The 18,378-nt window shown below is 36.3% G+C and carries 19 protein-coding genes and 4 tRNA genes; all 23 read left to right on the top strand.

Features of this window, described 5'->3' with window-relative positions:
• The first annotated feature begins 16 nt into the window (after positions 1-16).
• Positions 17-898 carry a mechanosensitive ion channel family protein gene (locus ACUXVC_RS27520; RefSeq protein ID WP_000365111.1) on the top strand — a complete coding sequence of 294 codons (882 nt, stop codon included), beginning with the start codon at positions 17-19 and terminating at the stop codon, positions 896-898.
• A gap of 20 nt (positions 899-918) precedes the next feature.
• A complete protein-coding gene (locus ACUXVC_RS27515; RefSeq protein WP_000435486.1) occupies positions 919-1,116 on the top strand; it encodes a DUF951 domain-containing protein in 198 nt (65 codons plus the stop codon).
• A gap of 115 nt (positions 1,117-1,231) precedes the next feature.
• Positions 1,232-2,332 carry a redox-regulated ATPase YchF gene (gene ychF / locus ACUXVC_RS27510; protein ID WP_000524670.1) on the top strand — a complete coding sequence of 367 codons (1,101 nt, stop codon included), beginning with the start codon at positions 1,232-1,234 and terminating at the stop codon, positions 2,330-2,332.
• 191 nt (positions 2,333-2,523) lie between these two features.
• Positions 2,524-2,814 carry a 30S ribosomal protein S6 gene (rpsF, locus tag ACUXVC_RS27505; protein WP_001233781.1) on the top strand — a complete coding sequence of 97 codons (291 nt, stop codon included), beginning with the start codon at positions 2,524-2,526 and terminating at the stop codon, positions 2,812-2,814.
• 26 nt (positions 2,815-2,840) lie between these two features.
• Entirely contained in the window at positions 2,841-3,362 is a 522-nt protein-coding gene (gene ssb / locus ACUXVC_RS27500) for a single-stranded DNA-binding protein (protein ID WP_002094213.1), read from the top strand.
• Positions 3,363-3,407: 45 nt separating this feature from the next.
• Positions 3,408-3,641, top strand: coding sequence for a 30S ribosomal protein S18 (gene rpsR / locus ACUXVC_RS27495; RefSeq protein WP_000918873.1), 234 nt, complete (start codon positions 3,408-3,410; stop codon positions 3,639-3,641).
• Between the two features lie 80 nt (positions 3,642-3,721).
• The gene (locus tag ACUXVC_RS27490) at positions 3,722-4,657 is read left to right on the top strand and encodes a YybS family protein (RefSeq protein WP_144465873.1); all 936 of its coding nucleotides are present in this window, start codon (positions 3,722-3,724) and stop codon (positions 4,655-4,657) included.
• 78 nt (positions 4,658-4,735) lie between these two features.
• Positions 4,736-6,709 (top strand): DHH family phosphoesterase, encoded by a 1,974-nt coding sequence (locus ACUXVC_RS27485; protein WP_001113779.1) that lies wholly within the window; start codon positions 4,736-4,738, stop codon positions 6,707-6,709.
• The gene (rplI, locus tag ACUXVC_RS27480; protein WP_144465872.1) at positions 6,706-7,152 is read left to right on the top strand and encodes a 50S ribosomal protein L9; all 447 of its coding nucleotides are present in this window, start codon (positions 6,706-6,708) and stop codon (positions 7,150-7,152) included. The genes ACUXVC_RS27485 and rplI overlap by 4 nt, the downstream gene beginning before the upstream one ends.
• 27 nt (positions 7,153-7,179) lie before the next feature.
• On the top strand, positions 7,180-8,529 hold the full coding sequence (gene dnaB, locus ACUXVC_RS27475; RefSeq protein ID WP_001286147.1) for a replicative DNA helicase: 1,350 nt from the start codon (positions 7,180-7,182) through the stop codon (positions 8,527-8,529).
• 215 nt (positions 8,530-8,744) lie between these two features.
• Complete coding sequence (locus ACUXVC_RS27470) at positions 8,745-10,034, top strand: adenylosuccinate synthase (protein WP_000100229.1); 1,290 nt, start codon at positions 8,745-8,747, stop codon at positions 10,032-10,034.
• Between the two features lie 141 nt (positions 10,035-10,175).
• Positions 10,176-10,251: transfer RNA gene (locus ACUXVC_RS27465), tRNA-Lys, on the top strand.
• A 13-nt stretch (positions 10,252-10,264) separates the two neighbouring features.
• Positions 10,265-10,336, top strand: a tRNA-Glu gene (locus ACUXVC_RS27460).
• Between the two features lie 22 nt (positions 10,337-10,358).
• Positions 10,359-10,434, top strand: a tRNA-Asp gene (locus tag ACUXVC_RS27455).
• Positions 10,435-10,475: 41 nt separating this feature from the next.
• A tRNA-Phe gene (locus ACUXVC_RS27450) sits at positions 10,476-10,548 on the top strand.
• Between the two features lie 281 nt (positions 10,549-10,829).
• On the top strand, positions 10,830-11,537 hold the full coding sequence (walR, locus tag ACUXVC_RS27445) for a cell wall metabolism DNA-binding response regulator WalR (RefSeq protein WP_000971865.1): 708 nt from the start codon (positions 10,830-10,832) through the stop codon (positions 11,535-11,537).
• 3 nt (positions 11,538-11,540) lie between these two features.
• Positions 11,541-13,382, top strand: a complete 1,842-nt coding sequence (walK, locus tag ACUXVC_RS27440) for a cell wall metabolism sensor histidine kinase WalK (RefSeq protein WP_000755367.1) — start codon at positions 11,541-11,543, stop codon at positions 13,380-13,382.
• Positions 13,379-14,695: a YycH family regulatory protein gene (locus tag ACUXVC_RS27435; protein WP_000061569.1), complete on the top strand. Its 1,317-nt coding sequence runs from the start codon at positions 13,379-13,381 to the stop codon at positions 14,693-14,695. The genes walK and ACUXVC_RS27435 overlap by 4 nt, the downstream gene beginning before the upstream one ends.
• Entirely contained in the window at positions 14,676-15,518 is an 843-nt protein-coding gene (locus tag ACUXVC_RS27430) for a two-component system regulatory protein YycI (protein WP_000383720.1), read from the top strand. Before ACUXVC_RS27435 ends, ACUXVC_RS27430 begins: the two co-directional genes overlap by 20 nt.
• Complete coding sequence (locus ACUXVC_RS27425; RefSeq protein ID WP_016079549.1) at positions 15,502-16,296, top strand: MBL fold metallo-hydrolase; 795 nt, start codon at positions 15,502-15,504, stop codon at positions 16,294-16,296. Before ACUXVC_RS27430 ends, ACUXVC_RS27425 begins: the two co-directional genes overlap by 17 nt.
• A gap of 63 nt (positions 16,297-16,359) precedes the next feature.
• Positions 16,360-17,535, top strand: coding sequence for a S1C family serine protease (locus ACUXVC_RS27420; protein ID WP_000008032.1), 1,176 nt, complete (start codon positions 16,360-16,362; stop codon positions 17,533-17,535).
• A gap of 53 nt (positions 17,536-17,588) precedes the next feature.
• Complete coding sequence (locus ACUXVC_RS27415; protein WP_001052833.1) at positions 17,589-17,774, top strand: CxxH/CxxC protein; 186 nt, start codon at positions 17,589-17,591, stop codon at positions 17,772-17,774.
• Positions 17,775-17,833: 59 nt separating this feature from the next.
• Entirely contained in the window at positions 17,834-18,313 is a 480-nt protein-coding gene (rlmH, locus tag ACUXVC_RS27410; RefSeq protein ID WP_001027003.1) for a 23S rRNA (pseudouridine(1915)-N(3))-methyltransferase RlmH, read from the top strand.
• Positions 18,314-18,378: the final 65 nt, after the last annotated feature.

Genomic DNA, 18,378 nt, shown 5'->3' with positions numbered 1-18,378 from the left:
AGAGAGGTAGAGGTACATGGATTTATTAACGAAGTGGTTTAATTCTACGAAACAGTATTTATTAGATGCTGATCGTTGGGCTCATATTGGAGTTGCGACATTAAAAATATGTATTATTTTAATAATTGGTGCAGTTGTTGTGCGAATTGCAAGAGCGGTTGTACGAAATGCGTTTCGTATGGGGAGCCGTTCTCCAATTCAAATTTCAGAACGTCGTACAGTTACAGTGGCGAAATTACTTGAAAATATTGTAGCGTATGTTGTTATGTTCATTATGCTAATTGCGATTTTAGGTGTGTTTGATATTAATGCATCAGGTTTATTAGCGGGTGCTGGGGTAATCGGTTTAGCAGTCGGATTTGGTGCTCAAAGTTTAGTGAAAGACGTTATTACAGGTTTATTTATTTTGCTAGAAGATCAGTTTTCAGTTGGCGATTATGTTAAAATCGGTCAATTTGAAGGAGTCGTTTTAGAAATTGGACTTCGTACAACGAAAGTAAAGAGTTGGACAGGTGAAATTCATACTTTACCAAATGGAAGTATTATTCAAGTTACTAACTACTCAGTTAGTAATAGTGTAGCGTTTGTTGATGTATCTATTTCATATGAGGCTGATATTGCGAAAGCAGAACAGGTTATTGAAGATTTATTAGTAGAGTTACCTTCAAAGTATGAAAAAATGGTAACAACACCTCAATTATTAGGTGTGCAAACGTTAGCTGCATCAGAAGTTATATTACGCGTTATCGCTGAAGTAGAGCCGATGCAACATGCAGTTATTGCAAGGGCACTTCGTAAAGAGATTAAAAATCGTCTTGATTTACATGGAATTGAAATTCCATATCCACGTATGGTTTTATATAATCGTGAAGAATTGGTTAGTGGAAAAGCAATTTAGTATGGAGAGGAGTTTGAAGAGTGGAGCAAAAGGAATATAACTTGTACGATGTTGTGGAAATGAAGAAAGCACATCCATGTGGCGAGAATCGTTGGAAAATTATTCGTATGGGAATGGATATCCGCATTAAGTGCGAGGGATGTGACCATTCAGTAATGATTACTCGAAGAGAGTTTGATCGTAAGGTGAAAAAAATACTTGTGAAGCACGAAGAATAGAGGGAGAGTAACAGTTACAGTAGGTAACTGTTACTTTTTTTCGTTTGGCGGAAACTTGTCATTTTTTTCGTTACTATCTATAATGATGAAAGATTGAGACATAGGAGTGAAAAATATGGGATTAACGGCTGGGATTGTTGGATTACCTAACGTAGGTAAGTCCACTTTATTTAATGCAATTACACAAGCAGGAGCAGAATCTGCAAACTATCCATTCTGTACAATTGATCCAAACGTAGGGATTGTAGAAGTACCAGATGAGCGTTTAAATAAATTAACGGAATTAGTAGAACCGAAAAAGACTGTTCCGACTGTATTTGAGTTTACTGATATTGCAGGTATCGTAAAAGGTGCTAGTAAAGGTGAAGGTTTAGGAAATAAATTCTTATCTCACATTCGTCAAGTAGATGCAATTTGCCAAGTTGTTCGTTGTTTTGAAGACGAAAATATTACGCACGTTTCAGGGAAAGTAGATCCAATTGATGATATCGAAACAATCAACTTAGAGCTAATTTTAGCGGACTTAGAGTCTGTTGATAAGCGTATCGAGCGTGTTGCGAAATTAGCAAGACAAAAAGATAAAGAAGCTGTATATGAGCATGAAATTTTAGTTCGTTTAAAAGAGGCTTTTGAAGAGGGGAAACCGGCTCGTACTGTTGAATTTACAGAAGAGCAGATGAAGATTGTTAAAGGCCTTCATTTACTTACAACAAAAGAAATGTTATACGTAGCGAACGTAAGTGAAGACGATGTTATCGATCCTTCGGAAAATAAATACGTACAAATGGTAAAAGAATTTGCAGAAAATGAAAATTCTCAAGTAATCGTTGTATGTGCAAAAATTGAATCAGAAATCGCTGAATTAGACGAGGAAGAGAAAAAAGTATTCCTTGAAGAACTAGGTATTGAAGAGTCTGGTTTAGATCAATTAATTCGTGCAGCATATGACTTATTAGGACTTGCTACTTACTTTACAGCTGGCGTTCAAGAAGTACGTGCTTGGACATTTAAACAAGGTATGAAGGCACCACAATGTGCTGGTGTTATTCATACAGACTTTGAGCGTGGATTTATTCGTGCAGAAACAGTTTCTTACGATGACTTAATGACAAACGGTTCTATGACAGCTGCAAAAGAAGCTGGAAAAGTACGTTTAGAAGGAAAAGAGTATATCGTAAAAGACGGAGATGTTATGCACTTCCGTTTTAACGTTTAATCTAATATTTCCTAGGAAAAATAAAGATATGAGCTTGGCGAATATATTATATGTTTGCCAAGTTTTTTATGTATTGGTGAGTTGATTCATATAACTTACTATGATATAATCTAAACTCGTGAGTAATTACTATAAATTAATTGCTCCTTGCCCATTATGGGCCGTTTAGACCAAAAGGAGGTGAAAGTGTAATGAGAAAGTACGAAATTATGTACATCATTCGTCCTGGCGTTGAAGAAGAAGCTCAAAAAGCTTTAGTTGAACGTTTTGCAGGTGTTTTAACAAACAATGGTGCAGAAATCATTAACACGAAAGAGTGGGGTAAGCGTCGTTTAGCTTACGAAATCAACGACTTACGTGAAGGTTTCTACATGATCTTAAACGTGAACTCTAACGCAGAAGCGATTAACGAATTCGACCGTTTAGCTAAGATCAACGAAGACATCCTTCGTCATATCGTTGTTAAAGAAGAAGAAAAATAATTGATATATAAGGGAGAGTGGTTCGATTGATGAATCGTGTTATCCTCGTTGGTCGTTTAACTAAGGACCCTGACTTACGTTACACGCCCAATGGTGTTGCAGTAGCTACTTTTACGTTAGCTGTGAATCGCGCATTTGCGAATCAACAAGGTGAGCGTGAAGCTGACTTTATTAATTGTGTAATATGGCGTAAACAAGCAGAAAACGTAGCAAATTATTTGAAAAAAGGAAGCTTAGCAGGCGTAGATGGACGTCTTCAAACTCGTAATTACGATGGACAAGACGGTAAACGTGTATATGTAACAGAAGTTCTTGCGGAAAGCGTACAATTTTTAGAGCCGCGTAATGGCGGTGGGGAGCAACGTGGTTCATTCAATCAGCAACCATCAGGAGCTGGTTTCGGTAACCAAGGCTCTAACCCATTTGGTCAATCTAGTAATTCAGGTAACCAAGGTAATCAAGGGAACTCTGGATTTACGAAGAATGACGATCCATTTTCAAATGTAGGTCAACCGATCGACATTTCCGACGACGATTTACCGTTCTAATACAGTAAATTTGTTAGTTTTAACAAAGAATGGAGGGAAATAGACATGGCAGGACGCAAAGGTGGACGTGCGAAACGTCGTAAGGTGTGTTTCTTCACAGCTAACGGCATCACTCGCATTGACTATAAAGATGTTGATTTATTAAAACGTTTCGTTTCTGAGCGTGGTAAAATTTTACCTCGTCGTGTAACAGGGACAAGCGCAAAATACCAACGCAAACTTACAGTTGCAATTAAACGTGCTCGTCAAATGGCACTTTTACCATATGTTGGTGAATAATAGCGTATGAAATGCACAGTAGAGTCGGACTCTACTGTGCATTTTGCTATGCTTTTCTTTTTTGAAAGAGAGGTTAAAATGTGAAACAAACAAAGTTTATTACAGAAGGCGCAGCGTTATTAGCTATATATGCAATTTTATTGCTTATATCTATGTATGTTCCGATTTTAGGTACTGTTGTAACTTTTGCGTTGCCGTTACCATTTATACTATTAACGATAAGACATAAACTATCTAATGTGCTTGTGATTTTTGTAGTGGCACTTTTTGTTACTGTTATTGTGAGTCAACCTATGAATTTAGTGAAGACAATTATGTTTGGATTGATAGGGATTGTTTTAGGATATACGTATAAAACAAGAAAAAAGCCAGTGGAAATCTTAATAGCGGGGACGCTTGCATACTTAATTGGTTTTGTACTTATTTATGTTGCGAGTATAAAGTTTTTCAACATAGATATAATGAAGCAGATGCAAAGTGTGTTTAGTGAAAGTATGGTGCAAAGTGAAAAGATAGTAAGTGCTATAGGTATGCCGATTAGTAAGGAACAAAAAGAGTTACTTACACAAATGAATGATATATTACAATCGTTATTTCCAAGTATACTTGTTCTAGTTTCAGTATGTTTTTCTTGGATTACAGTGATAATATCAGGTAGTGTTTTGAAAAAGTTAAAACACGACATTATACCTTGGCCTAAATTTAAAGATCTACAATTACCAAAGAGTATTGTTTGGTATTACGTTATATTTATTTTGTTAGCAACTTTTATAAAAGTAGATCCAACATCATATTTACATATGGTATTTTCTAACCTATATGTCATATTTGCACTATTGCTTGTACTGCAAGGGCTGACATTCATTTCCTTTTTAGCGTATAGAAAAGGTTTTACTAAAGGGGTTCCTATTATTAGTTTTATTGTATGCATGTTTATTCCGATGCTGTTTCCTCTTGTGACAATCTTAGGTATAATTGACTTAGGGATTTCGTTGCGTTCTAAAATAGGGGAATAAAATAATATTCCTTATACTATTTTAATCTGTTTAACTAACTGGAAGGTGAGTTAGTTTTACTTTATAGGAGTTGTATACATGCCTGAATTTGATAAGAAACAGTGGTTTTTATATCCTGTTTATGTATTGGCATTTTTTGTGTTTGTGCTCATTTCAATTCTCTGTTATTTTCATTTAATTATGGGGATAGCTGCTTTTATCATTTTTTGTATCGTGTTCTTTATCGTTATACGATTTGAACTTAATTTTCAAAGGAATTTCGAAAAGCATACGACAGATATGATTACGAGGGTAAAGAAAGTCAGTAATGAAGCATTTAACCAAATGCCGATTGGTATTTTGTTATACAATAAGGATTACGGGATTGATTGGGCAAATCCTTATTTATCTTCATGCCTGGGACAGCATGCGTTAGCTGGATGGCACCTTTACGATGTATCAGAAACATTACTTCTTTTCATTAAAGGAGAAACTTCTGATGATATAGTCTCTTTAAATAATCGAAAATTTCGCGTTTTTGTAAGGAAAGAAGAAAAGTTAATTTATTTCTTTGATGTAACGGAACAAACGGAAATCGAAAAGATGTATGAGGATCAACGCACTGTTTTAGCTGTAATTTATTTGGATAATTATGATGAAGTTACACAAGGATTAGATGATCAATTACGTACGAATATAACAAGTCTTGTGACATCGCGACTAAATGAATGGGCACTTAAGTATGGTGCGTATTTAAAACGTGCATCTTCAGAAAGATTCTTCGTTGTGCTAAATGAAAGTATTCTGACGCAGATGGAGAAAGGGAAATTTAGTATTTTAGATCAGGTGCGTGAAGAAACATCTAAAAGGAATATACCACTTACATTAAGTGTAGGTGTCGGATCAGGTGATTTACCTTTGTCAGAGCTTGGGGCAATGGCTCAATCTGGTTTAGACCTTGCGCTTGGGCGCGGGGGAGACCAAGTAGCTATTAAACAAGCGACAGGTAAAGTTAAGTTCTATGGAGGTAAGACAAATCCGGTTGAAAAGCGTACCCGTGTACGTGCTAGGGTCATTTCGCATGCGTTAAAGGATTTAGTATTAGAAAGTAGTAATGTCATTATCATGGGGCATAGGGCTCCTGATATGGACGCAATTGGTGCTGCGATTGGTATTTTAAAAGTGGCTCAATTAAACGAGCGTAAAGGATATATTGTATTAGATGAAAATGATTCTGATAAGGGAATTAAACGCTTGATGGACAAAGTGAAACAAAATGAGGAGTTATGGTCTCATTTTATTACTCCAGAGCAAGCGATGGAATTTGCAAATGATGAGTCGTTACTTGTTGTTGTTGATACGCATAAACCTTCTATGGTGATGGAGCAAAAACTGTTACATAAAATTGAAAATGTAGTAGTTATTGATCATCATCGTCGTGGGGAAGATTTTATTGAAGACCCATTGCTAGTTTATATGGAACCATATGCTTCTTCAACGGCAGAATTGGTTACAGAATTACTTGAGTATCAACCTAAAAATTTAAAGATGACAATGCTAGAAGCGACGGCATTGTTAGCAGGTATTATTGTCGACACGAAAAGTTTCACATTCCGGACAGGGGCTCGTACATTTGATGCTGCTTCTTATTTACGCTCACATGGTGCAGATACTGTGCTTGTACAAGAACTTTTAAAGGAAGATATGGATCAGTATTTACGGGTTGCAAAAGCTATAAAAAATGCGTACATTTATAAAAATGGAATTGCGATTGCTAAAGTTGATAGTGATGATTACTACGATCAAGTGCTTATTGCGCAATCGGCAGACACGTTATTAACGATGACAGGGATTATTGCATCATTTGTTGTTGCGAAACGTGGTGAGAATCTCATTGGAATTAGCAGCAGGTCTTTAGGTGAAGTGAATGTGCAGCTAATTATGGAAAACTTAGGCGGTGGCGGGCATTTGACTAATGCAGCCACACAAATGAAAAATGTTACAGTAGATGAAGCTGAGGAGAAGCTTCGATTTGTTATTGATGACTATTTACAGGGAGGCACACAATCATGAAAGTAATTTTTCTAAAAGACGTAAAAGGTAAAGGTAGAAAAGGAGAAATAAAAAACGTACCGGATGGCTATGCAAATAACTTCTTACTAAAACAAGGATTAGCTGCTGAAGCAACAAATAGCAGTATGAAAACTTTAGAAGCTCAAAAGCGTAAAGAAGAAAAAGATGCAGCAGCAGAGCTTGAAAATGCAAAAGAGTTAAAAGAGACTTTAGAGAAATTAACTGTAGAATTAAAGGCGAAATCTGGAGAAGGTGGCCGTTTATTCGGTTCTATTACGAGCAAACAAATCGTAGATGCGATGCAAAAATCACATAAAATTAAACTTGATAAACGTAAATTTGAAATGGATGATGCAATTCGTGCATTAGGCTACACAAATGTAACAGTGAAATTGCATCCGCAAGTAACAGCGACAGTAAAAGTTCATGTTAGTGAACAATAAAAATAAATTAAGCAAGGAGGATTGCGTATGAGTGATGTACTTGCTGATCGTACCCCTCCGCATAATATAGAGGCCGAGCAGGCGGTTTTAGGTGCCATATTAATTGATCAAGATGCGTTAACGTCAGCATCGGAGTTATTGGTACCTGATTCATTCTATCGAACGAAACATCAAAAGATTTTTGAGGTCATGCTTGGATTATCTGATAAAGGAGAACCGATCGACTTAGTAATAATGACATCAGCGATGGCTGATCAAGGATTACTAGAAGAAGTTGGTGGAGTGTCTTATCTAGCAGAGTTAGCAGAAGTTGTTCCAACAGCTGCTAACGTTGAATATTATGCACGTATCATTGCTGAAAAGGCACTTTTACGCCGTTTAATTCGAACAGCGACTCATATAGTGTCGGATGGATACGAGAGAGAAGATGACGTGGACGGCCTTTTAAATGAGGCCGAGAAAAAAATATTAGAAGTATCCCATCAAACGAATGCAAAAGCATTTCAAAATATTAAAGATGTTCTTGTGGATGCTTATGATAAAATTGAACTTTTGCATAATCAAAAAGGTGAAGTTACTGGGATACCAACTGGATTTACTGAATTAGATAAGATGACGGCAGGTTTCCAGCGAAATGATTTAATCATTGTAGCAGCACGTCCGTCAGTAGGGAAAACTGCATTTTCATTAAATATCGCACAAAACGTAGCGACGAAAACGGATGAAAATGTAGCGATTTTTAGCTTGGAGATGGGCTCCGATCAGCTTGTTATGCGTATGCTTTGTGCAGAAGGAAATATCGATGCGCAAAGACTTCGTACCGGGTCACTAACTTCTGATGATTGGGCGAAATTAACAATGGCGATGGGGAGTCTTTCAAATGCCGGTATATATATTGATGATACACCGGGAATTAAGGTAAATGAGATTCGAGCAAAATGTCGTAGACTAAAGCAAGAACAAGGTCTTGGAATGGTTTTAATTGACTACTTACAGCTTATTCAAGGAAGTGGGAAATCAGGTGAGAACCGTCAGCAGGAAGTATCTGAGATTTCTCGTACTTTAAAAGGGATTGCACGTGAATTGCAAGTGCCTGTTATTGCCTTATCACAGTTATCTCGTGGTGTAGAATCTCGTCAGGATAAACGCCCGATGATGTCTGATATTCGTGAATCTGGAAGTATTGAGCAGGATGCTGATATTGTAGCTTTCCTATATCGTGAAGATTACTATGACCGTGAAACGGAAAATAAAAATACAATTGAAATTATCATTGCAAAGCAACGTAACGGTCCAGTAGGTTCAGTGGAACTTGCATTCGTCAAAGAGTTCAATAAGTTCGTTAACTTAGAACGACGCTTTGAGGATGGGGCATAAAGGCAGTATAAAAAAGAAACACATTTCTTATAATAAGATGTGTTTCTTTTTTTATGGTGTAAAGATAAGGCTTTCATAAGGTGAAAACATAATTCTTACGAACGAAAATGATTTTTAATAAAAAAATGTTCGCTTTTTGGTTGACTTCTTTTTCGGTTTTGGTACAATTATATTGTTTGAATAGATCGTTTGAAAATTGCGGAGGTGCTTTAATAATGTCTTCAGTAGTAGTTGTAGGAACACAATGGGGCGACGAAGGAAAAGGTAAAATCACTGATTTTCTTTCTGAGCATGCGGAAGTAGTTGCAAGATATCAAGGTGGAAATAACGCGGGACATACAATTGTTTTCGGCGGAGTTAAATATAAGTTACACTTAATTCCATCTGGTATTTTCTATAAAGAGAAAATTTGTGTAATCGGAAATGGCTTAGTAGTAGATCCGAAAGCATTACTTGAAGAGTTAAAATACTTACACGACCGTGGTGTAAGTACTGATAATTTACGTGTAAGTAACCGTGCACACGTTATTTTACCTTATCACTTAAAACAAGATGAGTTAGAAGAGGCTAGTAAAGGTGATAACAAAATCGGTACAACGAAAAAAGGTATCGGTCCTGCATATATGGATAAAGCTGCTCGTATTGGTATCCGTATGGCTGATCTTTTAGATCGTGAAGCATTTAAAGAGAAGCTTGAGCGCAATTTAGTAGAGAAAAATCGTTTGTTTGAAAAAATGTACGATACAGAAGGTTTCAGTGTAGAAGAAATCTTTGAAGAGTACTTCGAATATGGACAACAAATCGCACAATATGTATGCGACACATCTGTTGTATTAAATGATGCACTAGATAACAATCACCGTGTATTATTTGAAGGTGCACAAGGTGTTATGCTTGATATTGACCACGGTACGTACCCATTCGTTACATCTTCTAACCCGATTGCGGGTGGTGTAACAGTTGGAACTGGAGTTGGTCCTGCGAAAGTTACTCGCGTTGTAGGTGTATGTAAAGCATATACAAGCCGTGTTGGTGACGGTCCATTCCCTACTGAACTTAATGATGAAATTGGTCATCAAATTCGTGAAGTTGGTCGTGAGTACGGAACAACAACTGGTCGTCCGCGCCGCGTAGGTTGGTTCGATAGCGTTGTTGTAAGACATGCGCGTCGTGTTAGTGGTTTAACGGATCTATCATTAAACTCTATCGACGTTTTAACAGATATTCCAACTCTTAAAATTTGTGTTGCTTACAAATACAATGGCGAAGTTATCGATGAAGTTCCAGCAAACTTAAACATTTTAGCGAAATGTGAGCCTGTATATGAAGAGCTTCCAGGTTGGACAGAAGATATTACTGGTGTAAAATCATTAGACGAGCTTCCTGAAAATGCACGAAAATACGTAGAACGTGTTTGTGAGTTAACAGGAATTCAATTATCTATGTTCTCAGTTGGACCAGATCGTAACCAAACGAATATTGTTCGTAATGTATACGAAGCTTAATTGATATTTTTAGAAAAAACTCATGTCCGCATGAGTTTTTTCTTATCTTTTATAAAAAAAATGAAAAAAAGTATTGCGAAGAATATAGAATACATGTTATGATACATCTTGTCGTCACGAAAATATGACGTTGGTGAGTATGAGCCATTAGCTCAGTTGGTAGAGCATCTGACTTTTAATCAGAGGGTCGAAGGTTCGAATCCTTCATGGCTCACCATTTTATTTTTCGTGGCCCGTTGGTCAAGTGGTTAAGACACCGCCCTTTCACGGCGGTAACACGGGTTCGAATCCCGTACGGGTCATGTTTTTTTTATGCTTATTTTTGGTCCCGTGGTGTAGTGGTTAACATGCCTGCCTGTCACGCAGGAGATCGCCGGTTCGACCCCGGTCGGGACCGCCACTTTTGTTTATACCACCATTAGTGGTTTTATATATAGTTTTGGCTCGGTAGCTCAGTCGGTAGAGCAGAGGACTGAAAATCCTCGTGTCGGCGGTTCGATTCCGTCCCGAGCCACTCTCAGGATATTAAGTGGGCCCACTTAATATCCTTTTTATTTATGTAATTTTACAAAACTGAGTAGTTATTTTAAAATAGAACGAGGAGCCTCTAGCAGTTGAAGCTAGAGGTTTTTCTATAGATCGTATAGGATTCCGTGTAAAAGTGGATCATACATGAGTCTATGAGAATAGAGGAGAAAATACTTAAACAAAGGATGCGGTCATATAGGACATACTATGTAAACATCAATATGTTTAGGGATTATTGACCATATTTTTATAAGGAGGAAATAGACGATGATGGGAAAGAAAATTTTAGTAGTTGATGATGAAAAGCCGATTGCAGATATTTTGAAGTTTAACCTAGAAAAAGAAGGTTTTGAAATAGTAATGGCGCATGATGGTGATGAAGCAATTGAAAAAGCTAATGAAGAACAACCAGATATGGTTTTATTAGATATTATGCTACCAGGTAAAGATGGCTTAGAGGTTTGTCGTGAAATACGTAAAAGTTCAGAAATGCCGATTATTATGCTTACAGCAAAGGACTCTGAGATTGATAAAGTATTAGGGCTTGAGCTTGGGGCAGATGATTATGTAACGAAGCCATTTAGCACGAGAGAATTACTTGCTCGTGTGAAGGCGAATTTACGCCGTCACCAACAAGGTGGTGCTGCAGAAAAAGAAGAAAATACAGAAATGGTTATTGGACCAATTGTTATTAATCCAAATGCATATAGTGTAACGAAGCGCGAGGAAAATATCGAGCTTACACATCGTGAATTTGAGTTGCTACATTATTTAGCGAAACACTTAGGACAAGTTATGACACGCGAACATTTATTACAAACAGTTTGGGGTTATGACTATTTTGGAGATGTGCGCACAGTAGACGTAACAGTACGTCGTTTGCGTGAAAAAATTGAAGATAATCCAAGCCATCCTACTTTAATTGTAACTAGACGTGGAGTAGGGTATTACTTGCGTGACCCAGAGCAGGAATAGTATATGAAGAAAGTTGGTTTTTTTCAATCTATTCATTTAAAATTTGTGCTTATATATATGCTATTAATATTAATAGCGATGCAAGTTATTGGGGTATATTTTGTAAGGGAATTAGAGAAGAGCCTAGTACAAGGTTTTAGGGATTCTTTAACGCAGCAAACAAACTTATTATCATATAACTTGAAACAAGAATTTAAAAAAAGTTATACAAAAGCAGAAACAGAGTCAACAGATGAAACGATTAAAACTTCTATTCGAAAGTTTGCCTCTGATCAAAAAAAAGTTATACAAGAGGTAAGTGTATTTGATTCGCATAGAAAGTTACTGGCTATTTCAGATGAATCAAAGCAGAATAAGGTGAATAGAACATCAACTGATATAGCTGTTCAGCGAGTGTTGGTGCAAAAAAAGCCAGAAGTGAAAATTGAGAAGGATGGTAGTACAGGCCATCGTGTTCAAGTTATGCTTACTCCGATTCTCGATGATAATGGCAAGGATGCGCTTGGTGTTATATACATCGTTGCATCTATGGAAGATGTATATAAACAAATGAAGGATATAAATCAAATTTTTGCTACGGGAACAGTAATTGCCTTATTAGTAACGGCCGTACTTGGGATTTTATTGGCTCAAACAATTACAAGACCAATTTCAGATATGCGGAGACAAGCAATCGAAATGGCAAAAGGAAATTATTCGAGAAAAGTAAAGGTGCATAGCCATGATGAAATTGGACAACTGGCATTATCCTTCAATAATTTATCAAAAAAATTACAACAAGCTCGTTCTTCTACAGAAAGTGAAAGGCGTAAACTATCATCTGTTTTATCTCATATGACAGATGGAGTAATTGCTACTGACCGAAAAGGGGATATTATTTTACTAAATGACCCTGCGGAAAAGATGTTAAATGTTTCTCGTGAAACAGCGCTTGATCAATCTGTTTTAGAGGTATTAGGGATACAGGAAGAATTTACGCTCGATCATTTATATGAAGAGCCAGATTCTGTTTTATTAGATTTTAGTACGAGAAATGAACCATATATTTTACGTGCTAGTTTCTCTGTTATTCAAAAAGAAACAGGGAAGGCAAATGGTTTAATTGCCGTATTATATGATGTAACAGAGCAGGAGCGTATAGAAAGGGAACGCCGTGAGTTTGTAGCGAATGTCTCTCATGAATTAAGGACGCCATTAACGACGATGCGCAGTTATTTAGAGGCACTTACAGATGGAGCATGGCAGGATCCGAATATTGCGCCACAATTTTTAACGGTTACACAAGAAGAAACAGAAAGAATGATTAGACTTGTAAATGCGTTGTTACAGCTATCTAAACTTGATAGTACAGAGCACCGTTTAATGAAAGAATGGGTCGACTTTACTGATTTCTTTAATAATATTATTGATCGCTTTGAAATGTCTAAAGAACAAAATGTAAGTTTCAAACGATCTTTCTCTAAGAAGTCTAGGTTTATTGATATGGATACTGACAAAATTACTCAAGTGCTGTATAACATTATTTCTAACGCATTAAAGTATTCACCAGAAGGTGGAACAGTAACATATCGCTTACGTGATCGCGGTGATTTATTAGAAATTAGCGTAAGTGACCAAGGAATGGGTATTCCAAAAGAAAACGTTGATAAAATCTTTGAACGTTTTTATCGCGTAGATAAAGCTCGTTCAAGACAAATGGGTGGTACGGGACTTGGATTAGCAATTGCAAAAGAAATGATCGAGGCACATGGTGGCTCTATTTGGGCGAAGAGTGAAGAAGGAAAAGGGACAACTATTTATTTCACGTTACCAATGGCAGCAGATGAAGAGGACGATTGGGAATGAGTATGGAAAACTTTAAAACAATAGTTTTAATTAACCTAGTTGTAATTAGCCTGTTTCTTACTTTTAACCTATGGACGTATGTGCCAGATTCTACATCCATGCAAAATGCAAAATTTGTACAGGGCAATGAAGGAACGAATCAAACTAAAATTTCCGATGTTGTCCGTCCTACTTCTATCATCGTGCATAAAGATAAAAATCATTATGGGAGCAGAAGAGAGGCAGATATAGAATCAATCTATAAGCCTTTGGAAGTAGGGGAACTACATGAGTTTAGAGAGATATCAATCACTAAGGGTGATTTCCTATCCTATGTGCATGGTGAAGGGAAAATTGAACTTGTTTTCCCTACTGATATCCCATTTGATGCAGTTAAATCTATGTTTAACATGAAAGAGAAAAGTACAGATAAGCCTAAACATTTTAATCGTATTCTCCTTGATCCTTCTAGGAGTAAGGATCAAGAAATTAAAATTAACTTTGTTTCTGATGGTGATAACTTTAAAATATATGAGGCAAAATTAAGTGGTGTGTATTTAAAAGATATTGTAAATGCTCAAAATCAATTTATAGTATCAGCAAAGCCCTATTTTGATTATCAAATCAATGATATGAAAAAGTTATTTTTACCAGATGGCACGACAGAGTTAAACAATATAACATATATTTCATCTAATTTAGCAGTTGATACGTTTAAGAATGCTCTGTTTAGTGATCCTCGTTATTTAAGTCCGATTACTGAGATATCGAAAGAAACATTTACAGATGGTATTAGATCCATGGAAATTGAAAACGATCGTCACATGCTAAAGTATAAAAACTCTTCTGTCTTAACTGAGAAAACGATAGATAATTTAATGCTGTTACAAAAAAGCTTTGAATTTGTAAGTGGTCACAGTGGAAGTCTGGATTCATATCGTTTGGACTATATGAATAAAGGAGAGACAGTATTTCGCTTACATGAAGATGGATATTCCGTATTCAATACAGATGGATTAGCTGAATTGAGACAAAAATGGGGATCAGAAGAAGTAATGGAATATGAAAGACCGTTGCTGTCTTTAAATACTAAAGGCATAGAACAGAAAGTTACTCTTCCGTCAGGGCATGTTGTAATAGCATCCCTAGAAAATAATCCAGAGATAAAGAAACAAGTAATTAAGGATATTGGTATTGGATACAAGTTATCACTAGATGGGCAAGTAGTTCGACTACAACCAATTTGGTATGTAAAGCTTGTTGAAGGTGAAACGGGTAAACAGCAAATCTATGAGTGGAGTGAGGGAGGACTAAATGGATTGGGATCGAATTAAAACCATATTTATTGTGACCTTTTTTGTTTTGGACCTCTTTCTCATTTTTCAATTCATTCAAAAGCAAGATAGTAATCAATTGGAGCTTATTGCAGAAACAAAGATAGATCAAGAATTAAAAGCAAATAAAATTACTATAGGGAATATCCCTAAGGAACCGAAGAAAGAGTCATTTATTAGAGCGGAAAATAAAGCCTTTAAAGAAGATGATATACAGTCTTTGAAAAATCAAACGGCGCATATACAAAATATGTACACGATAGAAAGTAAGCTAAAAGAGCCTTTTTTAAATACGAAATCATTATCAAAAGATAAGTATAATGAATTTTTGAAGAACTATGTATTGGATGGACAAAAGTATGAATTTGGAGCGGTGAAAGACTCTAAAATTTATTTCTTCCAAAAATATAAAGATAAGCCTATTTTCTATAATAATCAGGCGATGATTGTTGTGGAATTAAATGAAAAAAATGAACTTGTTTCATATACGCAGACAATGCTAACTGATTTAAAAGAAATGGGCGAAGGTGAAAAAACGAAAGAGCAAGAAATTATTACGGCTCAAACAGCTTTAGAAAATTTGTATTTAAAAAATAAAATTCATGGAAATACACATGTTAAAGAAGCGCAAATTGGTTATGCCACTCTTACCGCATCTACTTCTAATAACCAAGTACTTGCTCCAACGTGGAATTTAAAAACGGAGCAAAAGCAGGACTTCTTTGTGAATGCAATTGAAGGACAAGTTATGGAATTAGGGGAAAAGGAAAATCAAGTGGTTGATGAACATACTGGAGTGAGAAATAATGGGGTTGCATTTTAGCGTACTTGCAAGTGGAAGTACAGGAAATATGCTATACGTAGGAACCGATGAAAAAAAATTACTAGTCGATGCAGGTTTAAGTGGTAAAGCGACAGAGGCTTTATTTAAACAAGCAGAACTGAATATAAATGATGTATCAGGTATTCTTGTAACACATGAGCATAGTGATCATATTAAAGGGTTAGGTGTATTGGCGCGAAAATATGATTTACCCATTTATGCGAATGAGAAAACATGGAATGCAATGGAACATTTAATAGGAAATATCCCAACTGAGCAAAAATTCATTTTCTCAGTTGGGGATGTGAAAACATTTGGTGATATTGAAGTCGAATCATTTGGAGTTTCTCATGATGCGGCAGAACCGATGTTTTATGCTTTCCATAACAATAATAGGAAATTAGCGCTTATTACAGATACGGGATACGTAAGCGACCGTATGAAGGGCGTTATTAAGGGAGCTAATGCTTTCGTGTTTGAAAGTAATCATGATGTGGAAATGCTTCGTATGGGACGTTACCCATGGAGCATTAAACGACGCATTTTAAGCGACGTTGGGCATGTTTGTAATGAGGATGCTGCATTAGCGATGGCAGATGTAATTACAGATGAGACAAAGCATATTTATTTAGCCCATTTAAGCTTAGATAATAACATGAAAGAACTAGCTCGTATGTCAGTATCACAAGTACTAGAGGAAAAAGGATTTGGAGTGGGTGAATCCTTTGAAATTCACGATACAGATCCAAAAATGCCTACAAAAATTCAATACGTATAATTCTTCATTTTAGTAAACAATAAAGGTGAATATAGTTGTTTTCAGGAAGATGGGTGAACAAATATGTCCTTTATTGATGAAGAAAATTATCGTATGAAACGTGCAGGGAAAAAGAAGCATAAAGGTATAGTTCTTTCTAGTATAGCGGGAACAATTGTAGGAGCTTCTTTATTTGCGTTTGGAGCTCCTTTATTTTCAAATTCTGCTGATACGCTTCCGCAAGCTGAAGCAAGCGGAAGTAATATGGCCGAAGCTCAAGGAATTAAACAGATTAGCTTTGTAGATGCTGTTGATCGTGCATCTGAAGCTGTTGTGGGTGTTATTAACATTCAACGAGATAACTTTTCAGAGGCAGATTCAGAGGCTGGTACAGGATCAGGAGTAATTTATAAAAAGACAAATGGTCAAGCTTATATTGTAACGAATAATCATGTTGTAGCTGGAGCGAATCGTATTGAAGTAAGTCTAAGTGACGGTAAGAAGGTTCCTGGAAAAGTATTAGGAACCGATGTAGTCACAGATTTAGCTGTATTAGAAATAGATGCAAAGCATGTGAAAAAAATAATTGAAATTGGCGATTCTAATACTGTTCGCAGAGGAGAGCCAGTTATTGCGATTGGAAATCCACTTGGACTGCAATTCTCTGGAACTGTTACGCAAGGTATTATTTCAGCTAATGAACGTATTGTCCCTGTAGATTTAGATCAAGATGGACATTATGATTGGCAAGTAGAAGTGTTACAAACAGATGCGGCGATTAACCCAGGGAATAGTGGCGGTGCGCTTGTAAATGCAGCAGGACAATTAATTGGTATTAATTCAATGAAAATTGCTGCAAAAGAAGTAGAAGGAATCGGACTGGCTATTCCAGTGACTAGGGCTGTTCCGATTATGAATGAACTTGAGAAGTATGGAAAAGTAAGAAGACCGTATGTTGGGATTGAACTTAGGTCATTAAATGAAATTCCAAACTATTATTGGTCAAAAACATTACATTTACCAGGTACTGTAACAGAAGGAGTTTGTATTTTGGATGTGAAAAGTCCTTCGCCAGGCGCGGATGCTGGTTTAAGAGAACATGATGTTATTGTGGCAGTAGATGGAAAACCGATTCGCGATATTATTGGATTCCGCACGGCCTTATATGATAAGGAAATTAATGATAAAATGACTCTTACGTTTTATCGTGGTACAAAAAGAGTAACAACAACAGTGAAATTAGGCATTCAAAAGTATTAAAAACAGGAGGGCCTACCTCCTGTTTTCTATTGTAGAAAAGTGAGGTGAAGAAAATGAATTTACCTTGTTGTTTAGAACATGTTGAATTAGCGTTAGATATTATTGTGGATGAGTGTGAAGTTGCGCCGGTTATCAACAGTGTGGATAACTCAGAAAAAGAGAAAAAAACATGTGAATTTTGTCAAAATGAGGCGACATATGTTGTGTCGAACACAGATTCTCACACAATATGTGGGTAGTGTTTGTGGATATGTGGATAAGTTTTGTGGATAACATGTTTGTAAGGTGGAGGATACGTGTGAATATCTCGATTATTTCAATTGGGAAATTAAAAGAAAAATATTTGAAACAAGGTATAGCAGAATACTTAAAACGATTATCAGCATACGCAAAAGTAGAAGTAATTGAATTGCCAGATGAAAAGGCACCAGAAAATTTAAGTGAAGCAGAAATGTTAATTGTAAAGGAAAAAGAAGGTATACGTATACTGGATAAAATTTCTGATGACACGCATGTGATTGCATTAGCTATAGAAGGAAAGCAAAAGTCATCAGAAGAATTTGCGGTCAGTCTAGATCGCCTTGCTACATACGGAAAGAGTAAAGTCGCATTTGTAATTGGTGGATCACTCGGACTAAGTTCAGAAGTAATGAAGCGTTCAAACGAATCACTTTCTTTTTCAAAGATGACGTTACCACACCAATTAATGCGATTAGTGTTGCTTGAGCAAGTGTATAGAGCGTTTCGGATTAATCGTGGGGAACCTTACCATAAGTAAGGTATTCTATGTAAAACAAAGGTAAGACGCTGATATTATCATATTTATTTTATTATGCCTATAAC

This window comes from Bacillus sp. N6 (assembly GCF_052805735.1).
The sequence above is the reverse complement of the archived record's forward strand: the minus strand, read 5'-3'. Positions and strand labels throughout refer to the sequence as shown.